This window comes from Oleidesulfovibrio vietnamensis, from assembly GCF_055388115.1.
In genome coordinates, this window is record NZ_AP042419.1 from 1,797,194 (window position 1) to 1,818,616 (window position 21,423).

A 21,423-nucleotide genomic window follows, 5' to 3' on the forward strand; every position below is an offset into this window, starting at 1 on the left:
ACGTTTTTGGGGGTTGTGAGTAACTGAATCGTGCAGAAAACTGATCAAGGAAGCATACTCAACGCTATAAGGATATCATAATGAACGTTTGTATTGTCGGTACTGGCTATGTAGGACTTGTCAGCGCCGCCTGCTTTGCTGAAATGGGTAATACCGTCCGTTGCGTGGACGTGAATCCCGAGGTGGTCGAAACGCTGAAAGCCGGCAAGGTGCATATTTACGAGCCGGGACTGGAAGAACTTGTACGCCGCAACTACGCAGAGGGGCGCCTGCAGTTTACCACCAGTCTTGAAGACGGGTTGAAGGACTCGCTTTTCGTGTTCATCACTGTGGGTACCCCCTCCCGCGATGACGGCTCCTGCGACCTTGGATTTGTGGAACAGGTGGCCCGTCAGGTGGGCGCCGGCATGACTGACAGAAAAATAGTGGTTGATAAATCCACAGTACCCGTGGGTACCGCTGACAAGGTTCGCGCCATTATCGCCGCGGAACTGGAAAAGCGCGGGGTGGACATTCCGTTCGACGTGGTTTCCAACCCCGAGTTCCTCAAGGAAGGCGATGCGGTCAACGATTTCATGAAGCCTGACCGGGTGGTGGTGGGAACCGACAGCGCCGAAACGGCAGAATACCTTAAGCAGCTGTATGCGCCGTTTGCCCGCAGTCGTGAAAAGCTTATTGTTATGGGCGTGCGCAGTGCTGAAATGACCAAATATGCGGCCAACTGCATGCTTGCCACCAAAATTTCGTTCATTAACGAGATCGCCACGCTGTGCGAGCGTGTGGGGGCAGATGTGCGCGACGTGCGTACGGGGATAGGTTCAGACCACCGTATCGGCTACCATTTTATTTATCCGGGAGTGGGCTACGGCGGTTCCTGCTTCCCCAAAGACGTCAAGGCACTCATCCATACCGCACGGGAGTACGGATTCAGACCCCAGTTGCTGGAAGCTGTGGAGGATGTGAACTACCGGCAGAAAAAACACATGGCTGAGCGGATTCTGGAATACTTTGCCCCGCAGGGCGGAGTGCAGGGCAAGACCATCGCCTTGTGGGGGCTGGCATTCAAGGCCAATACTGATGACATGCGCGAAGCGGCAGCCCTGACTATAATACAGGAACTTACCGCGCAGGGCATGAAGGTTCAGGCATACGACCCCGTGGCTGCCGACAATGCACGTGCACTGCTGGCCGATAATCCTCTGGTTACCATTGTGGATGAACAGTACGAAGCTGTGGAAGGCGCGCAGGCTCTGCTGGTGGTCACCGAGTGGAATCAGTTCCGTAATCCTGATTTCGGCCGCGTACGCAAGTCACTTACCGCGCCCATATTGTTTGACGGCAGAAACCTGTATTCGCCTGAATTTATGGCGAAGGAAGGCTTCGCCTACTTCTGCGTGGGGCGGCCCTCCGGCAAATGATCTTCATTTGCAAAGCAGTGACCCGTCCTAAAATGAGTTGACGTTTTTTAGATTGTTCAAGTTTGGGCTGTGAGGGCAACCTCACAGCCCATTTTATGTACATACTCCGGCGTCTTCATATTCAGGCTAAGATGAGGACGCTCCGTATTATAGATTCCGATCGACTCGTCCACAACTGCCTTCAACTCATCGTAACTTTTGCATGGCACAAATAGAAACTCTTGCTTCAGGATGCCATTCACCCGTTCAGCCAAAGCGTTCTGATAGCAATCGTATCCATCAGTCATGGAACAAAGCATCCCTGCCTTACTCAACTTGTCTTGGTAGATGGTCGATGCGTACTGAAGCCCCCTGTCAGAGTGGTGGATTGCCTCTTTGGTAGTCAAACGGTTCCTGGCAGCTTTTTCCAGTGCCTTGGACACCCCTTCAGCTCCAAGATCCCGATTGAGGCTATGTCCCATGATCTTTCTACTATAAGCATCCGTCACCAAGGTGAGGTAGTAGGTCTGCTCTCTTGTCGAAAGATATGTGATGTCACTAACAAAAACCTGCTCCGGACTTGATGGTCGGATATCTTTAAACAAGTTCGGGTGCTTCTTGAGCCAATGCTTTGAATTTGTTGTTTTTGTGTAGTTTCGTTTGCGCCTTATGAGCATGTGCTCCTTTCGTAACAACGCGAACAAAGCATCGCGCCCAAGCTTGATTCCCTTTGCGCTGATAGCATCGCACAGCAGCGAATACAGCTTTCTGGTTCCAAGCCGAGGCATTCTGGCTCTGACGGCAAGCACCAGCTCTTTCACAACTTGAAGCTGGATAGCTCGGAATTCAAAACGCTTTTCGGCCTGATAAACAGATTGGCGGCTCACCCCGAGCTGCCTGCAACAAGCCGCCAAGCTTACTTTGGCTTTTTGTTGAAGATTTCGTGCAGCTCGGGGGTAAACTTTTTTCTTATGGCAGTCCCGTATTCGCGGTCTGAAATGTCAATCATTTCGTTGAGAAGCATGTTCTTCAGCCTCTCGTCCCTCAGCTCCCGTTCCAATCTTCTGATTTGCTGCGCGGGAGTCTCTTTAGCTTTTGGCGATTTACTCGAATGTACCACAGGCTTGCTCCAATCAAGAGTTCCGTGCTTTCTAAGCCAGATAAGCACAGTGCTGCGCCCTTGAATACCATACATCTTCTGAGCCTGCTTGTATGTCATTTCGCCTTGTTCCACTTGAGTCACGACGGATATTTTAAAGGCCATCGTGTAGTCTCGTTGGGTGCGCTTTACATGCTGATTCTTTTCACTTTCCATGAAATAGGCTCCTTACTTGTCAACCTATTTCAGGACGGGACACAGTATTGTAAAAAAAAGCCCCGCTTGCGCGGGGCTTTTCTCTTTTGGTCAGAGCAGCACAATTTGCGGTGCCGGACAAAAAATGTTCTAAAACCGGCGTTCGGCAAGACAGCGCCTGCATGAACGCAGCTGCAGTTCCTGCAGAATAAGCTTTTCGTATTCAAATGAGTGCTGCTGAACGGGTATTATTTCTTCCTGAAATACTTTTTCAAGGAACTGCGTCTCTTCCCAGAAATCCAGTAATTCTTCGTCTCCCAAGGACTTGATCTGAACGTTCAGCGGGACATCATCGGGATACGGAAAAATGTGAGCCATTGAGAAGTGCTCCGTGGCGCGGTGTTAGGCGGCTGCCGGTTATAAACAGGTAAAAATCCTTTTACGCGACCGCGAATCGTTTTACAACCATTTTGTAGGAGACTGCGGGGTGTGCTTCCCCGACTGTCTTATAACCGGCATGGGTTGCCAACGCTCTTGTTTTGGTTCACAATTATGCAAGTGATTCTTGCCCTGCGGCAGGAGCAGATCCGGTCACGGATTTGACAAAGGAGTTGTCAGCATGAATGAGACTCAGAGAAAGCAGGATGACGAGCTGTTGCAGCTGGTGACATTCAGTATCGGCGAAGAAGAGTTCGGCGTCGAGATCCTCAAGGTACAGGAAATTATCCGTACCATGGAGATCACGAAAGTACCCCGGGCTCCCGAGTTTGTCGAAGGTGTCATCAATCTGCGCGGCAAGGTCATTCCCATTATTGACCTGCGTCGCAGATTCGGACTTGATTCCAAAAAGCATGACAAGCATACGCGTATTATTGTTATTGAGATAAATAACATGATCGTGGGCTTTATTGTGGATTCGGTTTCCGAAGTCCTGCGTATTCCGGCCGGAACGGTCGAACCGCCGCCACCGGTGGTTGCAGGTATGGAATCGGATTACATAAGCGGTGTGGGCAAGCTGCAGGACAGGCTTCTGATTCTGCTCGATCTCGACCGGTTGCTATCACACGAAGATATGAGCGCACTTGGCACGCTGTAGCCTGCCTTGTCGCGTTTGCTGAAGCCGCCATCAACCCGTCAGCGGGGTGGCGGCTTTTGCTTGTTGACGTACTTTTTTTTACGGATTCACTGTGCAGTTTGAAGAAATAGCGAAAAGGCTGGGCGGCGGTGCGGCGCACAGCCTGCATGTGGCCCGCAGCGGCCCTGCGACCCGTGCCAGACTGGCAAAGGAACTGATTGATCAGGGCCGGAGTGTTGTGCTGGTTGCCCGCAATGCTGATGAGCTGGCAGAGCTCAGGGCGCTGGCAACGCTCTTTTCGCCGGACGAATCGTCGGAGGACGTGAGTCTGACGGTACCCGCGTGGGAGCGTCGCTGGATTATTATTCCCCAGCATCCGGCGGGCAGCCCCGGACGTACTGCGTGGGCAGCACGCATGGCCAGCCTGTATGCGCTCAACAGGCGGCACATGCCGCAGGCGGTCATAGTATCGCTTGATAATTTCATTCCCAAGCTTCCTCCTCCTTCCCTTTTTGATAAGCATCAGCTGGTTCTTTCGACCGGCGAGGACATGTCCCCCGGGCTGGTCATGGAACAGGCTGTGGAGTGGGGATACACGCGCACCGCATATGTCACCCAGCCCGGAGAAATAGCGTTGCGCGGGGATATTCTGGATATTTTTCCGCCGGGCTATGCCAAACCGGTACGGCTGGACTTTTTCGGCGACACTCTGGAAGAAATCCGTCTTTTTGATCCTTCAAGCCAGAGGTCAAAAGGCAATCTTGCGGAGGTGACTCTTATTCCCACTGCGCCGGTGGTGCTGGAAGGCGCACCCCGTGCCGAGGCCCGCAGCTTCTGGCAGCGGGCTGCCGAGTCCGGCCTGCTGCCGGACGGTGCGCCTGCAGCGCTTGATGGGGCCGCAGGAGAGGCCCGTGCAACGCTACTGCCGGGGGTATACTATCAGGATGCCGTTTTTCTGGAGCGCTGGCTGCCGCCCGATGCGGTCTATATTCTGCCTGCTGAAAGGGATGTGGCCGAAGCACTCAAGCAGTCTGCCAGAACCTGGGATGATTTTTCCGACCAGCAGGAGCGGGAGTACGGCATTCACCAGCCTGCGGCCATGACCATCCGTGAGGCGGAAGACGTCACCGCTTTGTTCGGGCAGACAGTGCGTGTGTACTTTGAAGAACTGGTCATGGGAGTGGAGCAGAAGGGAGAAAACCTGCCGGAACGCGGGTATGAGGTCTTTCAGGATCTTTTTTACGAAAAAGAGCAGAGCGACCGGCCGTGGCAGACACTTATTGAAGCTCTCAAGGAATGGAGCCGCACCAGACGCCAGACTGTTCTGAGTTTCGGTTCGGCGCGCAGCAGGGCCAAATTTCTTTCACTGGCCCAGCAGGACGGCATCAGTCCGTATCTGCGGTATGACAAAAGCACCGCTGGTGTTTTTGCTCTTGTGTCGGCTTTCCGCAAGGGGGCTGAACTGCAGTGGGATAACTCGGTTGTGCTGGGCGAAGATGTGCTGCAGCCGCGTACACGGCAGCAGAGGGTGCGGTCCGGCGCTTTTGCGGGGTTGAAATCCTACGACGACCTTGAGGCGGGGGCCATGCTGGTTCACCGCGATTACGGCGTCGCCCGCTTCGAGGGCTTGCTGCGAATGGATCTGGGGGGCGTCTCAAACGATTACCTTCTGCTCCGTTATGCCGGTGATGACAAGCTGTACCTGCCTGTGGACAGACTTTCTCTGGTTCAGCGGTTCAAGGGGCCTGACGGTACGGCACCTTCGCTGGACAAGCTGGGCGGTGCCGGCTGGAGCGCCAGCAAGTCCAAAGCCCGTAAAGCCATCGAGAGGATCGCGCATGATCTGGTGGAGATGTATGCGTGGCGCAAGGTTGCAAAAGGATACCGTTATTCTCCCGTAAACGACATGTACCGCGAGTTCGAGGCATCGTTCGGGTTTGAGGAGACTCCTGATCAGGCGCGGGCCATCGAGGACGTTCTTGATGATATGGAACGTGCTGAACCCATGGACAGACTTGTATGCGGCGATGTGGGCTTCGGCAAGACGGAGGTCGCACTGCGGGCGGCATTCCGCGCCGCCATGGACGGAAAACAGGTGGCTCTGCTGTGCCCCACCACCGTGCTGGCGGAACAGCATTTCCAGACATTCCGGAGCCGCCTCGGGCAGTTTCCCGTCAATGTGGGTATGCTCAGCCGGTTTGTTTCACGTCAGCGTCAGAAGGAAGTGCTGGCCGCGTGTGAACGCGGGCAGATTGACATTCTGATCGGTACGCACAGGATTTTGTCTGATGATGTCATCCTGCCGAATCTGAGCCTGCTTATTCTGGATGAAGAACAGCGGTTCGGCGTGCGGCATAAGGAACGCCTGAAGAAAATGCGCAGGAATGTGGATGTGCTTACCCTGACTGCAACTCCTATTCCGCGGACTCTGCAGCTGTCCATGTCGGGCATCCGTGAGCTGAGCGTCATTGAAACGGCTCCGCCGGAGCGCAAGCCCGTAAAGACCGCTCTCATAGACCGGGACCCTGATATTCTGCGCGAGGTTCTGCTGCGCGAACTGCAGCGCGAGGGGCAGGTTTTCTGGGTGCACAACAGGGTGCAGGGACTTGAGCGTGTGGCCGAGTATGTCCGGTCGCTTGTTCCTGACGCCCGCGTGGGTATGGCCCACGGCCAGATGTCGGAAAAGGCGCTGGAAGAAACCATGCACAAGTTCTGGCATGCGGAACTGGACGTTCTTGTCTGTACCGCCATTGTGGAATCGGGGCTGGATTTTCCCCGTGCCAACACGCTTGTGGTGGATCAGGCGCAGATGTTCGGTCTGGGGCAGCTGTATCAGTTGCGCGGCAGGGTGGGCCGCTCCGACCGGCAGGCTCATGCTGTCTTTGTTGTGCCGGATGTGGACGGTGTGCCGGAACTTGCACGCAAGCGTTTGAAAATAATACTTGAAATGGATTATCTGGGGGCCGGTTTTCAGGTCGCCATGGAAGACCTGCGTCTGCGTGGGGCCGGTAATATTCTTGGCGAGGTGCAGTCCGGACACATGGTCAAGATCGGTCTGGACATGTACCTTGAAATGCTTGAAGAAGAAGTGGCCCGCCTGAAGGGTGAGCCGGTGCGCGATGATGTGCAGACCGAGCTTAACATAGGCATTACGGCTCATATTCCCGAAGGCTATATGGACGATGGAAGAGAGCGTCTGAAGTATTACAAGGCTCTTTCTTCGGCAGCGGACGGTGCTGCGCAGGAAAGTATCGAGCTGGAAATGCGGGACAGGTTCGGTCATTTTCCGCAGGAGCTTCAGGCTTTTCTGGGAATACTGCGCCTCAAGCGTTATCTGGGTACTCTTGATGTGCAGAAGGCTGATATTTTTGCGGATAAGGTGAGGCTGACCTGGGCGGAAAACGCCGGAGCGGTTTCTCCTGCCACACTGGTGGGCTGGGTTGCAGAAAGGGCAGGCAGGGCACGTCTGGTGCCGCCTGCCATCATGGAAATCCAGCTGCCGGAAGGTTCCGCTTTTGAAGACCGGCTTTCTGCCCTGCAGTCGGAACTTGAATTGCTGCGGGCACAGTAGCTAAAACCAATCGGGATGGATATGCGCAGACAGATTGCGGCCGTGGTGGCTGCATGTGTGATTATGGCAGCAGCCGGCTGCAAAGACGATGTGGAACAGCAGGGCGTGGTGGCCACGGTTAACGGCAGCCCTGTGTATCTTCAGGAGCTGGAAGCCCGCTATGATCTGGATCATCTGAGCTGGAGCGGCGCCATGGTCCCTTCCGTCGATCAGTTGCGCAAGGACTACGGCAGTGCGCTTGCCGGACTTATTGTACAGCGCCTTGTGGAGCAGGATCTGGAAAAATCCGGACTGGACGTGACAGATGAAGAGGTGCTGAAAGCCGAGGAAGAGGTGCGGGCCGACTACCCCCCCGGTGAGTTTGAAAAAGTGCTTGTCGAAGATTACATAGACCTTGCCACATGGCGGTATATGCTGCGGCAGCATCTGCAGCGCGAAAAGTTCCGTTCCGAAATTCTGCGGCCTGCGATTTCTTTGAGTTTTGAAGAAGCTGAAGATTATTACAAAGCGCATCTGAGCGATTTTTACCTGCCGGAAAGAATTAATTTTCTGTACATTTCCGGACCGGACAGAGGCACTGTGGAAAAGGCCCGCGATTTGTTGACAGAAGGTAAGGACCGGGCAGAGGTGCTCGGCAGCTTCAGCCAGCTTTCGGTCCGGGAGCTGAAAATGCGAGAAGACCGGGTTCACGGCACATGGAAGCAGCTGCTGGCCAAGCTTGAAGACGGGCAGGCTTCACCTGTGCTTAACGGCGAAGCTGGCTATGAGGCTTTTATCATGCTGGGGCTGCTGCCGGAAAAAGTTCTCGGTCCGTCTCAGGCCTATCCCATCATCGAGCGTCTGCTTATCGAGGAGAAAATGCAGCAGGTCTATGCTCAATGGCTGGAAAAACGTCTGGAGAGCGCGGAGGTGAAAGTTTCTGACCTGTTGCTTCGCCCCGGCGAAGATGAGACTCCTGTTCCGGAACTGGCGCCGGAGCCGGAGGAGCCTGCCGCTCCGGAAGCGTTCAATGCCACGGGGGCAAGCTGACGCGGCCCTTGACGGGCAGGTGTTTTCCGGCGCTCGTTGCAATGCTGATTAAAAGATATTACATCCCACAGATTATATGCATCTTACCAACTGGCCCGTTGTGCGGGCTGTTCAGGAGGGTTTCTTGCTGCGTCTACTCAAGCTCGGCGTTTTGACTGTTTCTGCCCTTGCGGTGTTTGTCGCCGGTGCCGGGGCGGAAACGGTAATCAATAAAATTGTTGCCGTTGTGAACGGTGAGATAATCACACAATACGACCTGCAGGCCCGTGCCGCTTCCAAGCTGCACCGTGCCGGCCTCAGTGCCCTTGATCCTGCGGATGCGGCCGCCATAAAAAAGATTGAGTCCGAGACTCTTGAAGACATGATCGTGGACAGGTTGATGGTGCAGGAAGCTGAACGCTATAATCTGGGGGCAGACGATGCCGCCGTGGATAATGAACTGCGTTCGCTGCTGGCCCGCATGCAGATAACCGAAGATCAGCTGGTGGCTCAGCTGAAGTCCGAAGGTCAGGATCTTGATTTTTACCGGGGGCTTATCCGCAACAATATCATGCGTCAGAAGCTGCTTTCCTTTATGGTCAGCAGAAAGGTCGTTGTGACCCGTCAGGATATTGAAGCGTATTACGAAGAGCATAAAAACGAATATATGCAGGATAAATCCATCAGTCTTAGCCTGCTTGTATTTGCCCCCACGGCAGATCCGGAACCTGTGCTGCGCGATATCCGCGAGGGGAATATCAGCTTTGCCGATGCGGTGAAGAAATATTCTGTGGGCCCTGCAGCCAGCAGCGGCGGTGCCATAGGCAAGCTGGACTGGAGTTCGCTGGTGAGCCAGTGGAAGCAGGCTCTTGAAGGTGTGGCCGCAGGGGGCCTCAGTCGCCCGATTGAGTATGACGGCCGTGCGGCCTATCTGCATGTGGACGAAGTGATTGAAGGCACTGTCCGCCCCGTGGACGAAGTGGCCGATGAAATTGAAGCTAAGCTGCGTGAACCCATGCTTAAAGAGCGTTTCGAAGAATATACACGAAAGCTGCGTGAACGTGCGGTGGTTGATATCCGCCTCTAGTCAAGGAGACGCTGATGACCTTGAAAGAATTGGGACAGGCGCTGCGGCAGGCGCGTGAAGCCCGCGGCATGTCTTTGAAGGATGCGGAAAAACGCACCAAGATCGCCGCAAGAATCATTTCCTCCATTGAGGAGGGCCGCAACGACAGTTTTCCTCACCCCGTGTATGCCAAGGGGTTTGTCAAAACCTATGCCCGTTTGCTGGAGTTTGATGCCGAACTGGTGCGTTCAGTCGTTGAACAGGAATTTGTGGACGACAGTGACGATGATCCCGTGCTGCCGCCGCCCAAGCTGGTGGTAAAACCGCGGCGCAGAACCGCTCCGCTGGTGGCCGGATTGCTTGTTGTGGTGTTGCTTGCCGCAGGCGGTTACCTGGCGTACCGTTATCTGGTGGCTCCTGTGGTTGCCGAAAAACAGCAGCGGAGCGATACCGTGCAGAGCAACGGGTCGTCTGTGCCGGCTGCTGCGGTGCCTGCGGTTTCCACGCCGTCCGCGGCTGAAGGCAACGCCACCTCTGTGCAGGGCAATGCCGCGGAATCAGCCGAGCCTGTGAACGAAACCGGCAAGGCCTCTTCCGGTGCGGCATCCCGTATCGTTGCTCCGGCGCCTGCAGAAATGGCCGTTGCGGCAGACACCGCCGGCACCGGTGCACAGACAGCACAGCAGCCTGTGCCGCAAAAAGCCCCCGTTGCCCCGCCTGTTCCGGCAGTTCCTGTTCCGCAGGCAGAACAGGCCCCTGTGGCCGGTCAGAAAAAAGCCGCAGCCGCAGGTGAGCAGCAACTGCGGGTCGAGGCCCGCCTCGACTGCTGGATAGAGGCCCGCATGGATGATGTGAGAGATCAAGAGCTTTTTTTGCGGGCCGGTCAGGCGGTGGTGTTCCGGTTTGACAAGTCGCTTTCTGTCAAGCTGGGCAATGGCGGCGGAGTGGACGTGAAGCTGAACGGGCGTGCCGTTCCGGTGGAAGCCGCACCCGGAGATGTGGTTACGTTGCAGTTTCCATAGCCGTTACCGGCAAGAGGGATATGGATTTTACGGAAAAAGCGCTGGTGCTCCGCACCGGCAGATTTCGGGAAGCGGACTTATGGGTCCGCTTTTTGTCTCCCTCAAGAGGCGTGATTACTGCGTTTGCTTTTGGCGGGTGCCGCAGCCGCAGACGTTTCTGCGGGTGTCTTGATGCGCTCAACCATGTGCTGGTAAAGGTTTCCAGTGACAAGCGGCGTACATATCTGTGTCTGGACGAAGGGACTCTGCTCAACGGCCCTGTCCGTTTGCGCTCCGACTGGGGCCGTACCGGTGTGGCTGCCAACTGCATCAAGTTTGTGGAAGCCATGGGAGTAGGGCCTGAGGGTGCTGCCGATGCGTATGATCTGACGTGCGGCATGCTGGAATTGCTGGAAACGGCCGATGTGGTGCCGGAAATTTTTCCGGTGCTTTTTCGGGGGCGGCTGGCTTTTGATCAGGGCTATCGCATTGATCCTGTCCGTTGTGCGCGCTGCGGCATGCGGCTGAAAGATGTTGCCGGTGTCCGCTTTTTGCCCCGTGAAGGTGTGTTTGAGTGTTCGGCACACGGGGGCGCGTCCGGCGGCGGTTTTATGATGTCCGCTGAAACCCTTGACGCCGTTCGATTTGTGCAGGAGAATCCCCCGCTCATGTGGACTGATATTCCGCTGTCACCCGAAGGGTGGAAGCAGTGGGGCCGCGCTGTTGATGCGTTTATTCAATACCATGTAGGCCTTGTCTGGGATAAGGGCCGGTTCCGCAGAATATGACGGGACGGACCGTTCCGGCCGGATGGTGTACTATTTATAGTGATTTAGGGGAAAATATGAACTTTCAAGACGTTATTCTTACGCTGCAGAATTTCTGGGCCCGCAGAGGCTGTGCCATACAGCAGCCTTTTGACAGCGAATGTGGTGCGGGGACGTTCAACCCTGCCACCTTTCTTCGCGTGATCGGCCCCGAACCGTGGAATGTGGCGTATGTGGAACCATCCAGACGTCCCACGGACGGCCGCTACGGAGAAAATCCCAACCGCCTGCAGCATTATTTTCAGTTTCAGGTCATTCTCAAACCTTCTCCCGACAATGTGCAGGAGATTTATATCGACAGCCTGCGCGCTCTTGGCATCAACCCCGCAGAACACGACATCCGGTTTGTGGAAGATGACTGGGAATCGCCGACGCTCGGGGCATGGGGGCTCGGCTGGGAAGTCTGGCTCAATGGTATGGAAGTCACTCAGTTCACGTATTTTCAGCAGGTCGGCGGCATTGATCTAAGCCCGACAAGTGTCGAGATTACCTACGGTCTTGAGCGGCTGTGCATGTATCTGCAGGAAAAAGAGTCGGTCTATGACCTGATGTGGAATGACACTGTGACATACGGGCATATCTACCATCGGAACGAAGTAGAAATGTCCCGTTACAATTTCGAAGAAAGTGATGCGGGCATGCTGCTGGAACTTTTCAATGCGTACGAGCGCGAATGCACCCGCCTGTGTGAAAAGCAGCTTCTCTGGCCTGCGTATGACTATTGCCTCAAGTGCTCGCATACGTTCAACCTGCTGGATGCTCGCGGAGCGATTTCCATTACGGAACGAACGGGGTATATCGGCAGAGTGCGTGTGCTTGCTTCTTCCGTGGCGCGGCTGTATGCCGCACAGCGTGAGGAAATGGGCTATCCCATGCTCAATACCGGAATCAGGAAAGGATAGGGGAGTCATATATGTCTGTTTTCGTGATGGAGATTGGAACAGAAGAACTGCCTGCCCGTTTCCTTTCCGGACTGGAGCAGGAGATTGCTTCGCGGTTTGAGGCTGCGCTTGCAGCAGCCAATGTGGAATTCGGTACTCTGAATGTGCAGTCAACCCCGCGCAGGCTGGCTCTGACCATTGAAAATATTGATGCCGTGCAGCGCGAAGCTGAAGAAGTAGTCTCCGGTCCGCCCGTGCGTATAGCTTTTGACGCACAAGGCCGGCCTACCAAGGCGGCCGAAGGATTTGCCAGAACGCAGGGCGCTGAGCTGGACGAGCTTTTCACGCTGACCACCGATAAAGGTGAATACCTTGCGGTGCGCAAGAAAACCGGCGGCCGTCCCGTACAGGAAATTCTGTCAGAGGTGGCCCCTGAGATCATTGCAGCTTTACCTTTCCCTAAAAAAATGAAGTGGGGGAGCGGCGATTTTACGTTCGGCCGTCCTCTGCGCTGGGTGCTGGCCCTCTTTGACAGTGAAGTAGTACCGTTCACAGTGGCGGGGATTGTTTCCGGCAACGAAACCTGTGGGCACAGGGTTCATGGTCCGGGGCCTTTTGAGGTTTCCGGAGCAGACGCCTATGCCGGTACCGTGCGCGATAAGTGCCATGTCACCTTGTGCGCTGCCGACCGGCGCCGCGTGACCGTAGAAGGTGGAGACGCCCTTGCCGCACAGGCCGGTGGCCGTATCCTCTGGAAAGACTCCCTGCTGGACGAAGTACAGGGCCTTTGCGAGCACCCTGTTCCCTGTCTGGGAGATTTTGATCCATCTTTTCTGGAACTGCCGGCAGAGGTTCTGCTGACCAGTATGGAAAGCCATCAGAAGAGCTTTGGTGTTGCCGCTGCCGATGGCAGCCTGATGCCGCACTTTCTGACTGTGCTCAACATGACGCCGCAGAATTCCGCGCTGGTTAAAAAAGGCTGGGAGCGGGTGTTGCGTGCACGTCTTGAAGATGCCCGCTTCTTCTGGAAGGCGGACCTTGCTTCCGATTTTGACAGCTGGCTTGCCAAGCTGGATAACGTCATCTTTCTTGCTCCGCTGGGCAGCATGGGTGACAAAACGCGCCGTCTGGAAAGGCTGTGCCGCTGGCTGGCTGCCGCCGTGGCTCCTGATATTCAGGAACAGGCCGCCCTTGCAGGCCGGTTGTCCAAGGCTGATCTTGTCTCGGAAATGGTGTACGAGTTTGATTCGCTGCAGGGGATCATGGGCGGCATTTACGCACGCCGGAAAGGAGAGGACGAGATTGTCGCCCAGGCTGTCAGCGAGCAGTACCTGCCGGCCGGTCCCGAAAGCCCTGTTCCTGATTCTTTGTGCGGTGCGCTGCTTTCCATAGCTGACAAGGCTGATACGCTGGCTGGCTGTTTCGGACTGTCCATGATTCCTACAGGTGCGGCCGATCCGTATGCATTGCGGCGTTGTGCGCTGGGTATTGCGCGTATTATGCTGGAAAAAGGTCTTCGTTTCGATGTACGCGAGCTTTTCAGATACGCGCAGGAAGGCTACGGTGAACGTCAATGGAAGCTGGAACCTGAGCAGGCAGCCGAAAAGCTGCATGAATTCTTTGTGTTGCGTCTGAAAAACCTGTTTGTGTCACAAGGGCATGAAACGCTTCTTGTGGAAGCCGCGCTGCATGCCGGTGCCGACGATGTGTGGGCCGCAGGTGCCCGGCTGGAGGCTCTGGACCGTTTCAGCAAATCTGCAGAATTCGGTCAGGCGGTGCTTACATTCAAGCGTGCGGCGAATATTATCCGCAAGCAGGGGCAGGAGGAAGACGGCGGACTGGATGGTTGCTACGATGCTTCGTTGTTTGAGGACGAAGCTGAAAAGGCGCTGGCCGGTGCGCTGGAAGACATCGCCCCTGATTTTGAAGCACGGTGGGCCGCGGATGATTACCATGCGCTGTTTGGTCTGCTGGGTGTGCTTCGTCCGGCCGTGGATGCTTTTTTTGACAGCGTCATGGTCATGTGCGAAGATCCGCATATCAGACGTAACAGGTTGAATCTGCTGCAGTCTCTTGTGCAGCGTCTTGGGCGTCTTGCTGATTTCGGTGCATTGCAGATGTAACGGTGGCAAGGCAAAAAATTGCCGGAACAGCCGGGAAAAAATAGTCTGTCAGGGTTGACAAGAGTCCGGCCTTGACTGTAAATGACTCGTTCCCCAGTGTTCCAGTAGGTCAAATATAATTTTTCACATAGAAGCCTTTTTTTTGGAGGGAGTCCCTTGGCTAACCATAAGTCTGCCATTAAGCGGCATAAGCAGAGTGTCAAAAGAGCCGCACGTAACCGCGCTGTCAAAACCCGTATCAAGAACGCTATCAAAGCCGTTCGCACAGCTGTTACGGAAAAGGATAAAGAGCAGGCTCAGGCAAAACTGACCGACGCTATGTCCGTGCTGGATAAGGCTTCCAGCAAGGGCGTTATTCACTGGAAGAACGCCGCCCGTAAGATTTCCCGTCTCAGCAAGGCTGTGGACGGAATCGAGTAATATCGTATTGTTGCTCTAGTTAGTATTGCCCGTCACTTCGGTGGCGGGCTTTTTTGTTCTGCCGGGCGCCCCGCGCACCACTGTGCATGTTGGTAAATGCTGACGGCATGTTATAGCGGTTGAACAGGCCCCGTCCTTTTGCTAGTGACCATGGTTGACCGGCAGATGCGTCCCTCTGGTTTCATCTTTTGAGAACGGATTGCACAATGCGTTTGTTTCGTAAAGAACCGAAAGCTGAACAGCTCAAGGTTATTATTATCGGCGCGGGTGAGGTGGGCTACCACATAGCCCACAGGCTGACCCGTGAGAATAAACAGGTTGTGGTGGTGGACCAGCAGCCCGAAGCCCTGCGCAGGGTGGCCGAGGCTCTTGATGTACAGACCATCAGGGGGTCGGGATCCAGCCCCGTGGTGCTGCACGACGCCGGTGCAGAAGATGCCGATATTATTCTGGCGGTGACAGACAGTGACGAGATCAATATCATAGCATGTCTGTTCGCCAATATTATTTCGCCTGCTTCTACCAAGCTGGCCCGCATACGCAATGAAGAATATACGCTGTACCGCGATGCTCTGGCTCAGGATATTCTTAATATAAGCATGATCATCAATCCTGAAGTGGAAGTGGTAAAAAACATCGACCGGCTGCTTTCGTTGCCGGGAGCCGTTGATTACAGCGAGTTTGCCGACGGACGCATCCGCATGGTGGGCATGCGTATATGTTCCGGACCTCTTGTCGGTGTGCGGCTGATGAATTTCCGGACGGTGATTTCCGACGGCGATGTGATCATTGCGGCCATAGTGCGCAATGATGAGCTGATAATTCCTACCGGTATGGATGAAATCAGAGCAGACGACGTGGTCTACTTTGTCTGCACCGAATCCAGCCTGGAATCGGTCCGCAATGTGGTTGCCGCTCTGGAAGACCCTATCCGGAGTGCTCTTATTGTGGGTGGTGGAAACATAGGTATGCGTCTTGCCACGCTTTTCGAGCGTAAAGGTTATCATACCAAACTTGTCGACCGCGATGAGGAACGCTGTGCTGTGCTGGCAGAAAAGCTGAACTCGACCATTGTTCTGCACGGTGACGGCACCGATCAGGATCTGCTGCGTGAAGAAAACGCCGGAACCATGGATGCCGTTGTGTGTCTGACTTCTGATGAAGAGACCAATATTCTCTGCTCACTGCTGGCAAAGAATATGGGCGTGCGCAAAACCGTTGCGCGCATCAACAAGGTGGCTTACCAGCCGCTTGTCCGCGCCATCGGCATCGAGCATTCGGTCAGCCCGCGTCTGTCAGCCGTGAACAGCATTCTGCATTATATCCGCAAAGGAAAGGTGCTTTCTTCAGTAGCCATCCGCGGGGAAGAGGCTGAAGTGATGGAGGCGCTGGCGGAAGCGCAGTCAGATATTGTGGGCAGACCCATCCATAAGCTGAGCTTTCCCAAGGGAGCGCTGGTGCTGGCTCTGGTGCGCGGCACCGAGGTCGTCATCCCCAGCGGCGACACTGTTATCGAGCCGCAGGACCGCATCCTGATTCTTTCCACACGTCAGGCGGTTTCCGATGTTGAGCAGGCTCTTATGGTCAAGCTCAAGGCGTACTAGGCGGCTTGTAATGCGTATCGGCTATACATTGTATGTCATCGGGGCGTTGCTTTGCTCCGTTGGACTTACCATGATTTTTCCGCTGATGTTCGGCGTATACTATCAGGATGAAAGTATATTGCCGCTTTTGTACTCCATGGGGATAACAGTGATTGCGGGCGGCTGCCTGATTGCCGTTTTCCGTGAGCGGACCAAAACCCTGCTGAACCACAGAGAAGGCATGGCTATTGTGGCTCTGGGGTGGATAGGGGCGGGTATTGCCGGAGCGCTTCCTTTCTGGTTCGGCGGCATGCTGGGATTTACCGATGCGCTTTTCGAATCCGTTTCTGGCTTTACCACCACCGGCTCCACGGTGCTGACTGATATCGAAATAGTCCCCCGCGGTCTGCTTATGTGGCGTAGCCTCACCCATTGGCTTGGGGGCATGGGTATTATTGTGCTTTCACTTGCCATTCTGCCTTTTCTCGGCGTGGGGGGCATGCAGCTGTACAAAGCCGAAGTGCCCGGCCCTGTGCCTGACAAGCTCAAGCCCCGCATCAAAGATACAGCCATGGCTCTGTGGAAGGTCTATCTGCTTTTTTCCGTGCTGCAGGCTGTGTTGCTGTATTTCGGGGGAATGGATGTGTTCGACTCCATCTGCCATACATTCGGCACCATGGCCACGGGCGGTTTTTCAACCAAGAATGCTTCTGTGGGGCACTACGACAGCGGATACCTGCAGACCGTCATCATTATATTCATGTTCATCGCGGGTGTTAATTTTTCTCTGCATTTCCGTCTGCTGCTGGGAGAGCCCGGGGCTTTTCTCAAGGATGCGGAATTTCGTTTTTATACGGTCGTGGTGCTTGTCAGTACGGCTGTGGTTGCACTGGCCGTGTATGGCACAGAGTACGACAGTTTTCTTGAAGCATTGCGTCATGCGGCTTTTCAGGTTGTTTCCATCTGTACAACAACCGGGTTTGCCACGGCGGATTATGAACAGTGGGCGCCCGTAACCATGGCAGTATTGCTGTTTCTGACGTTTCTTGGCGGGTGTGCAGGGTCCACCGGCGGCGGCATTAAATGTATGAGAGTGCTGTTGTTGCTCAAGCAGGCATATCATGAAATTTTCAGACTGATCCATCCGCACTCGGTATCTTATGTCAAGCTGGGCAACCGCATTGTGCGGGCAGAGGTACTTTCCGGTGTGCTGGGATTTTTTGTTCTGTATATCGGGTTGTTTGTACTGTCATCCACGCTCATAGCAGCTATGGGGGTTGATGTGCTGACGGCCTTTTCCGCCACGGCGGCCTGCATAGGCAATATCGGCCCGGGACTGGGGTCCGTAGGTCCCGCCGAGAATTTTGCCCACCTGCCTCAGGCTGCCAAGTGGGTGCTGACACTGTGCATGCTGCTGGGCCGACTGGAAATCTATACTGTTTTCATCCTCTTTGTGCCTGAGTTCTGGCGCAAGTAACCGGCCGTTGGCGCTGGCAGTGGTGCGGAAGGTACACGCGCGCAGAACATGTACCGCCTGCTTGCTGTCGGTGCGTATGCATAAGAAAAGGCCCCCGCTTTCAGCGGGGGCCTTTTTGTGGCGGAAGAGATCAGACTAGGCGAGCTGGGCCAGCAAGGTTTCCTTGATGGAGTTGATGTCGCCTTCGCCGTTCAGTTCAATGTATTTGGTGGCGCCTTTGGCTGCGAGGTCTTTGTAGAAGTAGGCAGCGGCCAGAGTGCCGTCTTCGGTGTTGTAGTAGATGTCATGACGCTTGTTAATGGCACCTTCGTCCTGATCATCAGCACGGCTGCTCAGCGCGCCGCCACATACGCGGCACTTGTCGCCTTCGGGCTTGATGGCGTCGATGAAAATATTGTTGGGGTGGTTGTTGTCGTTGACACACAGACGGCGGCCCATGATGCGGTTTTTGGCCACTTCGCGGGGCAGCAGGATTTCGATGACGTAGTCAAGTTTCATGTTTTCGGCCTGCAGCGCGTCCCACAGCTTTTCAGCCTGCACCATGTTACGGGGAAAGCCGTCCAGCAGCCAGCCGTTGGCACCCTTGCTCTTGAGCGTTTCAAGAACCATGGGAATGGTGATTTCGTCGGGGACCAGATCGCCGCGATCGATGTATTCCTTGGCTTTTTTACCAAGCTCCGTACCACCGCCGATGTGTTCGCGGAAGATGGCACCGGATTCGATGTGGGCCAGATTGTATTTCTGCTTAACCAGAGAACCCTGTGTTCCCTTACCGCTACCGTTGGGGCCGAAGATGAGTATATTCACGTCATTCCTCCTTGTCATTTATTTCACGAAGTCATACTGCGAAGAATCGCAACCTGTCAATCGGATAAAAAAGAATCAGGCGGTTAGGCAGAAGCATATGCCGCCATGGCGTATCCTGGCTGTTTTTCCGCCGGGAAACTGAATGCACTTGCCCCCCTGATTTCTGTGCCAGGCATGTTCCAGCGCCATGATGGAGGCATGCAGCGGCTGTCCGGCGCCCAGAGCTTCCAGAGCTTTTTTGTACAGCCGCAGCCGGCCTGCTTTGTGCAGACCCTGCAGTGTGCTGCGGGCAATGAAAATCTGGCCGTTTTTGTCCGGTGCCAGTTCGGGCAGCACGTCTGTCCAGTAGTCTCTGTCAGCGGCTGCGGCTTCCCACAGTTCTGTGATTGTGGTTCCGAAAGAAGGATTTTCCTGCTGCAACAGGGGAATGATGGTGTTGCGGATGCGGTTGCGGGTGAACGACGGGTCAGAATTTGAAGCATCTTCGCGCCATGGGCACCGGCAGGCTTCCAGAAAAGTTGTCAGCTTGTTCTTTTCTGTCACAAGCAGGGGGCGCAGCAGGCTCCGTTCGGGAATGACGGCCTGCATTCCGCCGAGTGCCGGCCAGCCTGCACCGCGGATAAGGCGCATGAGCACGTCTTCCTTAAGATCATCCGCATGGTGGCCGGTACATATGACAGGGCGGGAAAAAAGGGCGGCTGTTTTCGCGTAAAAGGCATAACGTGCTTTGCGGCCTGCTTCCTCCAGACCGCAGCGTCCGGCGGCCGCCAGATCCGCAACGTCTGTACGGACTGAAAAAAGCCTGATGCCGGCGGCGGAGCAGAGCTGACTGACAAAGCGCGCGTCGTCTGCGCTTTCCTGTCGCAGCGCATGGTCAAGGTGAACGGCAACTACGGTATGTCCCATGCGCGGAGCCAGATAATGCAGGATGAGCAGCAGTGCTGTGGAGTCGGCGCCTCCGGAACAAGCCGCCAGCATCGTATATCCGTTCAGGGGGGCACTGCTCAGGGCTTGCTCGCGGGAAATACAGCCGGTACGGGCAAGCTGTTCCGTCATAAAACGCCCGACATCCAGACACAGACGTGCCTGCGGCGCGGGGATATCCTGCAGCCTTGCAGGAAGCTGGTTAGGCAGTGGCGGGTACGGCATGGCAGGGTGGGCGGCAGCCCTTTAACGCGGTATAACGGCGGAAAAGGGCTGTCCCGTTCAGATGGCGATGCCGTTTTCTGACAGCAAAGAGTCAAGATAGCCGGTCATATGGGATTGCAGAGCCGGAGACGCGTAAGCGATGCATTCGCAGCGCAGCATATTGCGTGCACGGACCAGCAGTTCCATTCTAAGGGCATCGCCGGAAATTTCCAGTGCCATGGCATAGGGGCCGCACCGGGGCAGATGCTCTTTCTGCACGGGGGTCAGGTGCTCCGGCGGAACCGGAAGCCAGTACAGGTCTTCAAGACCGGCTTCAAGCTCCATGGCTTTCAGGCGGCCGGTTATGACCGAGATGTCTTCCGGTTGCAGGTCTTCAATGACGTAAAGTTTCATAGAATGGTTTTCCCCGGACAGCCGGCAGGCAGGTCGGGCTGCGGCCGTTTGCGGTTTTTATGTGCTTCCGGCTGTTCCGGCTCGTTATCCAGATTAAACATGCGCCGCGCAAAGTCTATGTAGCGCTGGCCGGAATCCTCTTCTTCGTATCGTCTTTTCAGAAAGCAGATGGGTTCGTGGTGAATTTTTTTCACAACGGCGTTGAGCATTGCCTCAAGGGCTTTCTGAGTGCTTTCATCCACAGGCCCTATGCGGCGCAGTGTCTTCAGCAGTTCTTCCTGCGCGATTTCAGTGGACCGGGAATACATGTCCACAATGGTTGGCTGCAGATCCAGCGAGCGCAGCCAGCGGCCGAAGACTTCTGTTTCGGATCTGACAATGGCTTTAGCCTTGGCGGCTTCCTCGCGCCGGTGCGACAGGTTTTCTTCAACAACTTCTTTTAAGTCGTCGATGTCGTAGAGGTAGACGTTATCGAGGTTGTTCACATCCGGATCAATGTCACGGGGCACGGCGATGTCAATGAAGAACATGGGCCTGTTTTTACGGCGTTTGAGTACGTCACGGATGTCTTTTGCCCTTATGACGGCCTGCTGCGCTCCTGTGGAACTGATGACAATGTCAACTTCGGGCAGACGGGTGAACAGCTCTTCAAAAAGAATGGCTTCGCCGTCGAACTGTTTTGCCAGCTCAAGCCCGCGTTCAAAGGTTCTGTTGGCTACATAGATTTTATTCACACCACAGTTCAGCAGGTGTGTTGCGGCCAGTTCCGCCATTTCGCCCGCACCGATGAGCATGGCTTTGTATTCGTTCATTTCGCCGAAAATGCGTTTGGCCAGTTCCACGGCGGCGTAGCTGATGGAAACCGCACTGGAAGCCACGGCTGTTTCTGTGCGCACACGTTTGGCTACGGAAAAAGCCTTGTGCATCATTCTGTTCAGAATGACGCGTGTGGTGTTGCGTGCCACGGCATCGCGGTAGGCATCTTTCAGCTGTCCCAGAATCTGCGGTTCTCCGAGCACCATGGAATCGAGGCTTGAAGCCACGGTGAACAGGTGCTCAACGGCTGCAAGCCCCCTGTGGATGTAGACGTAGGGGCGCAGTTCTTCCGGATGCTGGCCTCTGGCATTGGCCCACAGTGAAAGCACAGTGTCCGGCACGTCATCGCCGCGTCCGGCGACCATTATTTCCACACGGTTGCATGTGGAAAGAATGATGACTTCACTTATGCCGTTGCCCAGCGGTATCACCGCGGGTTCCAGAGAAGTACAGCCTGTAAGCGCAAACTTTTCGCGTACTTCCACGTCGGCGGTACGGTGGTTCAAACCGATGATGAATATTTCCTGATCCATGA

18 protein-coding genes are annotated in these 21,423 nt (G+C 55.2%); 12 read left to right on the forward strand and 6 right to left on the reverse strand.

Annotated elements, in window-relative coordinates:
- Window positions 1-80 precede the first annotated feature (80 nt).
- Window positions 81-1,418 carry a UDP-glucose dehydrogenase family protein gene (locus ACZ5D1_RS08020; RefSeq protein WP_011367944.1) on the forward strand — a complete coding sequence of 446 codons (1,338 nt, stop codon included), beginning with the start codon at window positions 81-83 and terminating at the stop codon, window positions 1,416-1,418.
- 56 nt (window positions 1,419-1,474) lie between these two features.
- Here ACZ5D1_RS08020 and ACZ5D1_RS08025 read toward each other — a convergent pair.
- Both ACZ5D1_RS08025 and ACZ5D1_RS08030 read right to left on the reverse strand, forming a co-directional pair.
- Window positions 1,475-2,712, reverse strand: a protein-coding gene (locus ACZ5D1_RS08025) for an IS3-like element ISDde2 family transposase (protein WP_455697283.1) whose coding sequence is annotated in 2 segments (ribosomal slippage) — window positions 1,475-2,358 and window positions 2,358-2,712 — 1,239 coding nt in all. Because the reading frame shifts where the segments join, the coding sequence is not laid out codon by codon here.
- A 129-nt stretch (window positions 2,713-2,841) separates the two neighbouring features.
- The gene (locus ACZ5D1_RS08030; RefSeq protein WP_464556502.1) at window positions 2,842-3,069 is read right to left on the reverse strand and encodes a hypothetical protein; all 228 of its coding nucleotides are present in this window, start codon (window positions 3,067-3,069) and stop codon (window positions 2,842-2,844) included.
- 241 nt (window positions 3,070-3,310) lie between these two features.
- Between ACZ5D1_RS08030 and ACZ5D1_RS08035 the strand changes: the two genes are divergently transcribed.
- From ACZ5D1_RS08035 to ACZ5D1_RS08085, 11 genes are all read left to right on the forward strand, one after another.
- Window positions 3,311-3,787, forward strand: a complete 477-nt coding sequence (locus ACZ5D1_RS08035) for a chemotaxis protein CheW (protein WP_011367942.1) — start codon at window positions 3,311-3,313, stop codon at window positions 3,785-3,787.
- 91 nt (window positions 3,788-3,878) lie between these two features.
- Window positions 3,879-7,337, forward strand: coding sequence for a transcription-repair coupling factor (gene mfd / locus ACZ5D1_RS08040; protein WP_464556504.1), 3,459 nt, complete (start codon window positions 3,879-3,881; stop codon window positions 7,335-7,337).
- A gap of 21 nt (window positions 7,338-7,358) precedes the next feature.
- A complete protein-coding gene (locus tag ACZ5D1_RS08045) occupies window positions 7,359-8,366 on the forward strand; it encodes a SurA N-terminal domain-containing protein (RefSeq protein ID WP_027181093.1) in 1,008 nt (335 codons plus the stop codon).
- Between the two features lie 124 nt (window positions 8,367-8,490).
- Window positions 8,491-9,432, forward strand: coding sequence for a peptidyl-prolyl cis-trans isomerase (locus ACZ5D1_RS08050; protein WP_011367939.1), 942 nt, complete (start codon window positions 8,491-8,493; stop codon window positions 9,430-9,432).
- Window positions 9,433-9,446: 14 nt separating this feature from the next.
- Complete coding sequence (locus ACZ5D1_RS08055; RefSeq protein ID WP_027181091.1) at window positions 9,447-10,433, forward strand: helix-turn-helix domain-containing protein; 987 nt, start codon at window positions 9,447-9,449, stop codon at window positions 10,431-10,433.
- A 20-nt stretch (window positions 10,434-10,453) separates the two neighbouring features.
- Window positions 10,454-11,200 carry a DNA repair protein RecO gene (recO, locus tag ACZ5D1_RS08060; RefSeq protein WP_011367937.1) on the forward strand — a complete coding sequence of 249 codons (747 nt, stop codon included), beginning with the start codon at window positions 10,454-10,456 and terminating at the stop codon, window positions 11,198-11,200.
- A gap of 56 nt (window positions 11,201-11,256) precedes the next feature.
- Entirely contained in the window at window positions 11,257-12,141 is an 885-nt protein-coding gene (gene glyQ, locus ACZ5D1_RS08065) for a glycine--tRNA ligase subunit alpha (RefSeq protein ID WP_011367936.1), read from the forward strand.
- A gap of 11 nt (window positions 12,142-12,152) precedes the next feature.
- Entirely contained in the window at window positions 12,153-14,243 is a 2,091-nt protein-coding gene (gene glyS, locus ACZ5D1_RS08070) for a glycine--tRNA ligase subunit beta (RefSeq protein ID WP_464556508.1), read from the forward strand.
- A gap of 156 nt (window positions 14,244-14,399) precedes the next feature.
- Window positions 14,400-14,663: a 30S ribosomal protein S20 gene (gene rpsT, locus ACZ5D1_RS08075; protein ID WP_011367934.1), complete on the forward strand. Its 264-nt coding sequence runs from the start codon at window positions 14,400-14,402 to the stop codon at window positions 14,661-14,663.
- Between the two features lie 206 nt (window positions 14,664-14,869).
- A complete protein-coding gene (trkA, locus tag ACZ5D1_RS08080; RefSeq protein WP_011367933.1) occupies window positions 14,870-16,267 on the forward strand; it encodes a Trk system potassium transporter TrkA in 1,398 nt (465 codons plus the stop codon).
- A gap of 10 nt (window positions 16,268-16,277) precedes the next feature.
- Window positions 16,278-17,723, forward strand: coding sequence for a TrkH family potassium uptake protein (locus tag ACZ5D1_RS08085; protein ID WP_011367932.1), 1,446 nt, complete (start codon window positions 16,278-16,280; stop codon window positions 17,721-17,723).
- Between the two features lie 135 nt (window positions 17,724-17,858).
- Here the strand turns inward: ACZ5D1_RS08085 and ACZ5D1_RS08090 are convergent, their stop codons facing one another.
- The 4 genes from ACZ5D1_RS08090 to hemA form a co-directional block, all read right to left on the reverse strand.
- Window positions 17,859-18,530, reverse strand: a complete 672-nt coding sequence (locus tag ACZ5D1_RS08090) for an adenylate kinase (RefSeq protein ID WP_011367931.1) — start codon at window positions 18,528-18,530, stop codon at window positions 17,859-17,861.
- Window positions 18,531-18,605: 75 nt separating this feature from the next.
- Window positions 18,606-19,679, reverse strand: a complete 1,074-nt coding sequence (gene tilS, locus ACZ5D1_RS08095) for a tRNA lysidine(34) synthetase TilS (RefSeq protein ID WP_464556510.1) — start codon at window positions 19,677-19,679, stop codon at window positions 18,606-18,608.
- A 57-nt stretch (window positions 19,680-19,736) separates the two neighbouring features.
- The gene (locus ACZ5D1_RS08100; RefSeq protein ID WP_011367929.1) at window positions 19,737-20,072 is read right to left on the reverse strand and encodes a hypothetical protein; all 336 of its coding nucleotides are present in this window, start codon (window positions 20,070-20,072) and stop codon (window positions 19,737-19,739) included.
- Window positions 20,069-21,421 (reverse strand): glutamyl-tRNA reductase, encoded by a 1,353-nt coding sequence (hemA, locus tag ACZ5D1_RS08105; protein ID WP_011367928.1) that lies wholly within the window; start codon window positions 21,419-21,421, stop codon window positions 20,069-20,071. The genes ACZ5D1_RS08100 and hemA overlap by 4 nt, the downstream gene beginning before the upstream one ends.
- Window positions 21,422-21,423 lie beyond the last annotated feature (2 nt).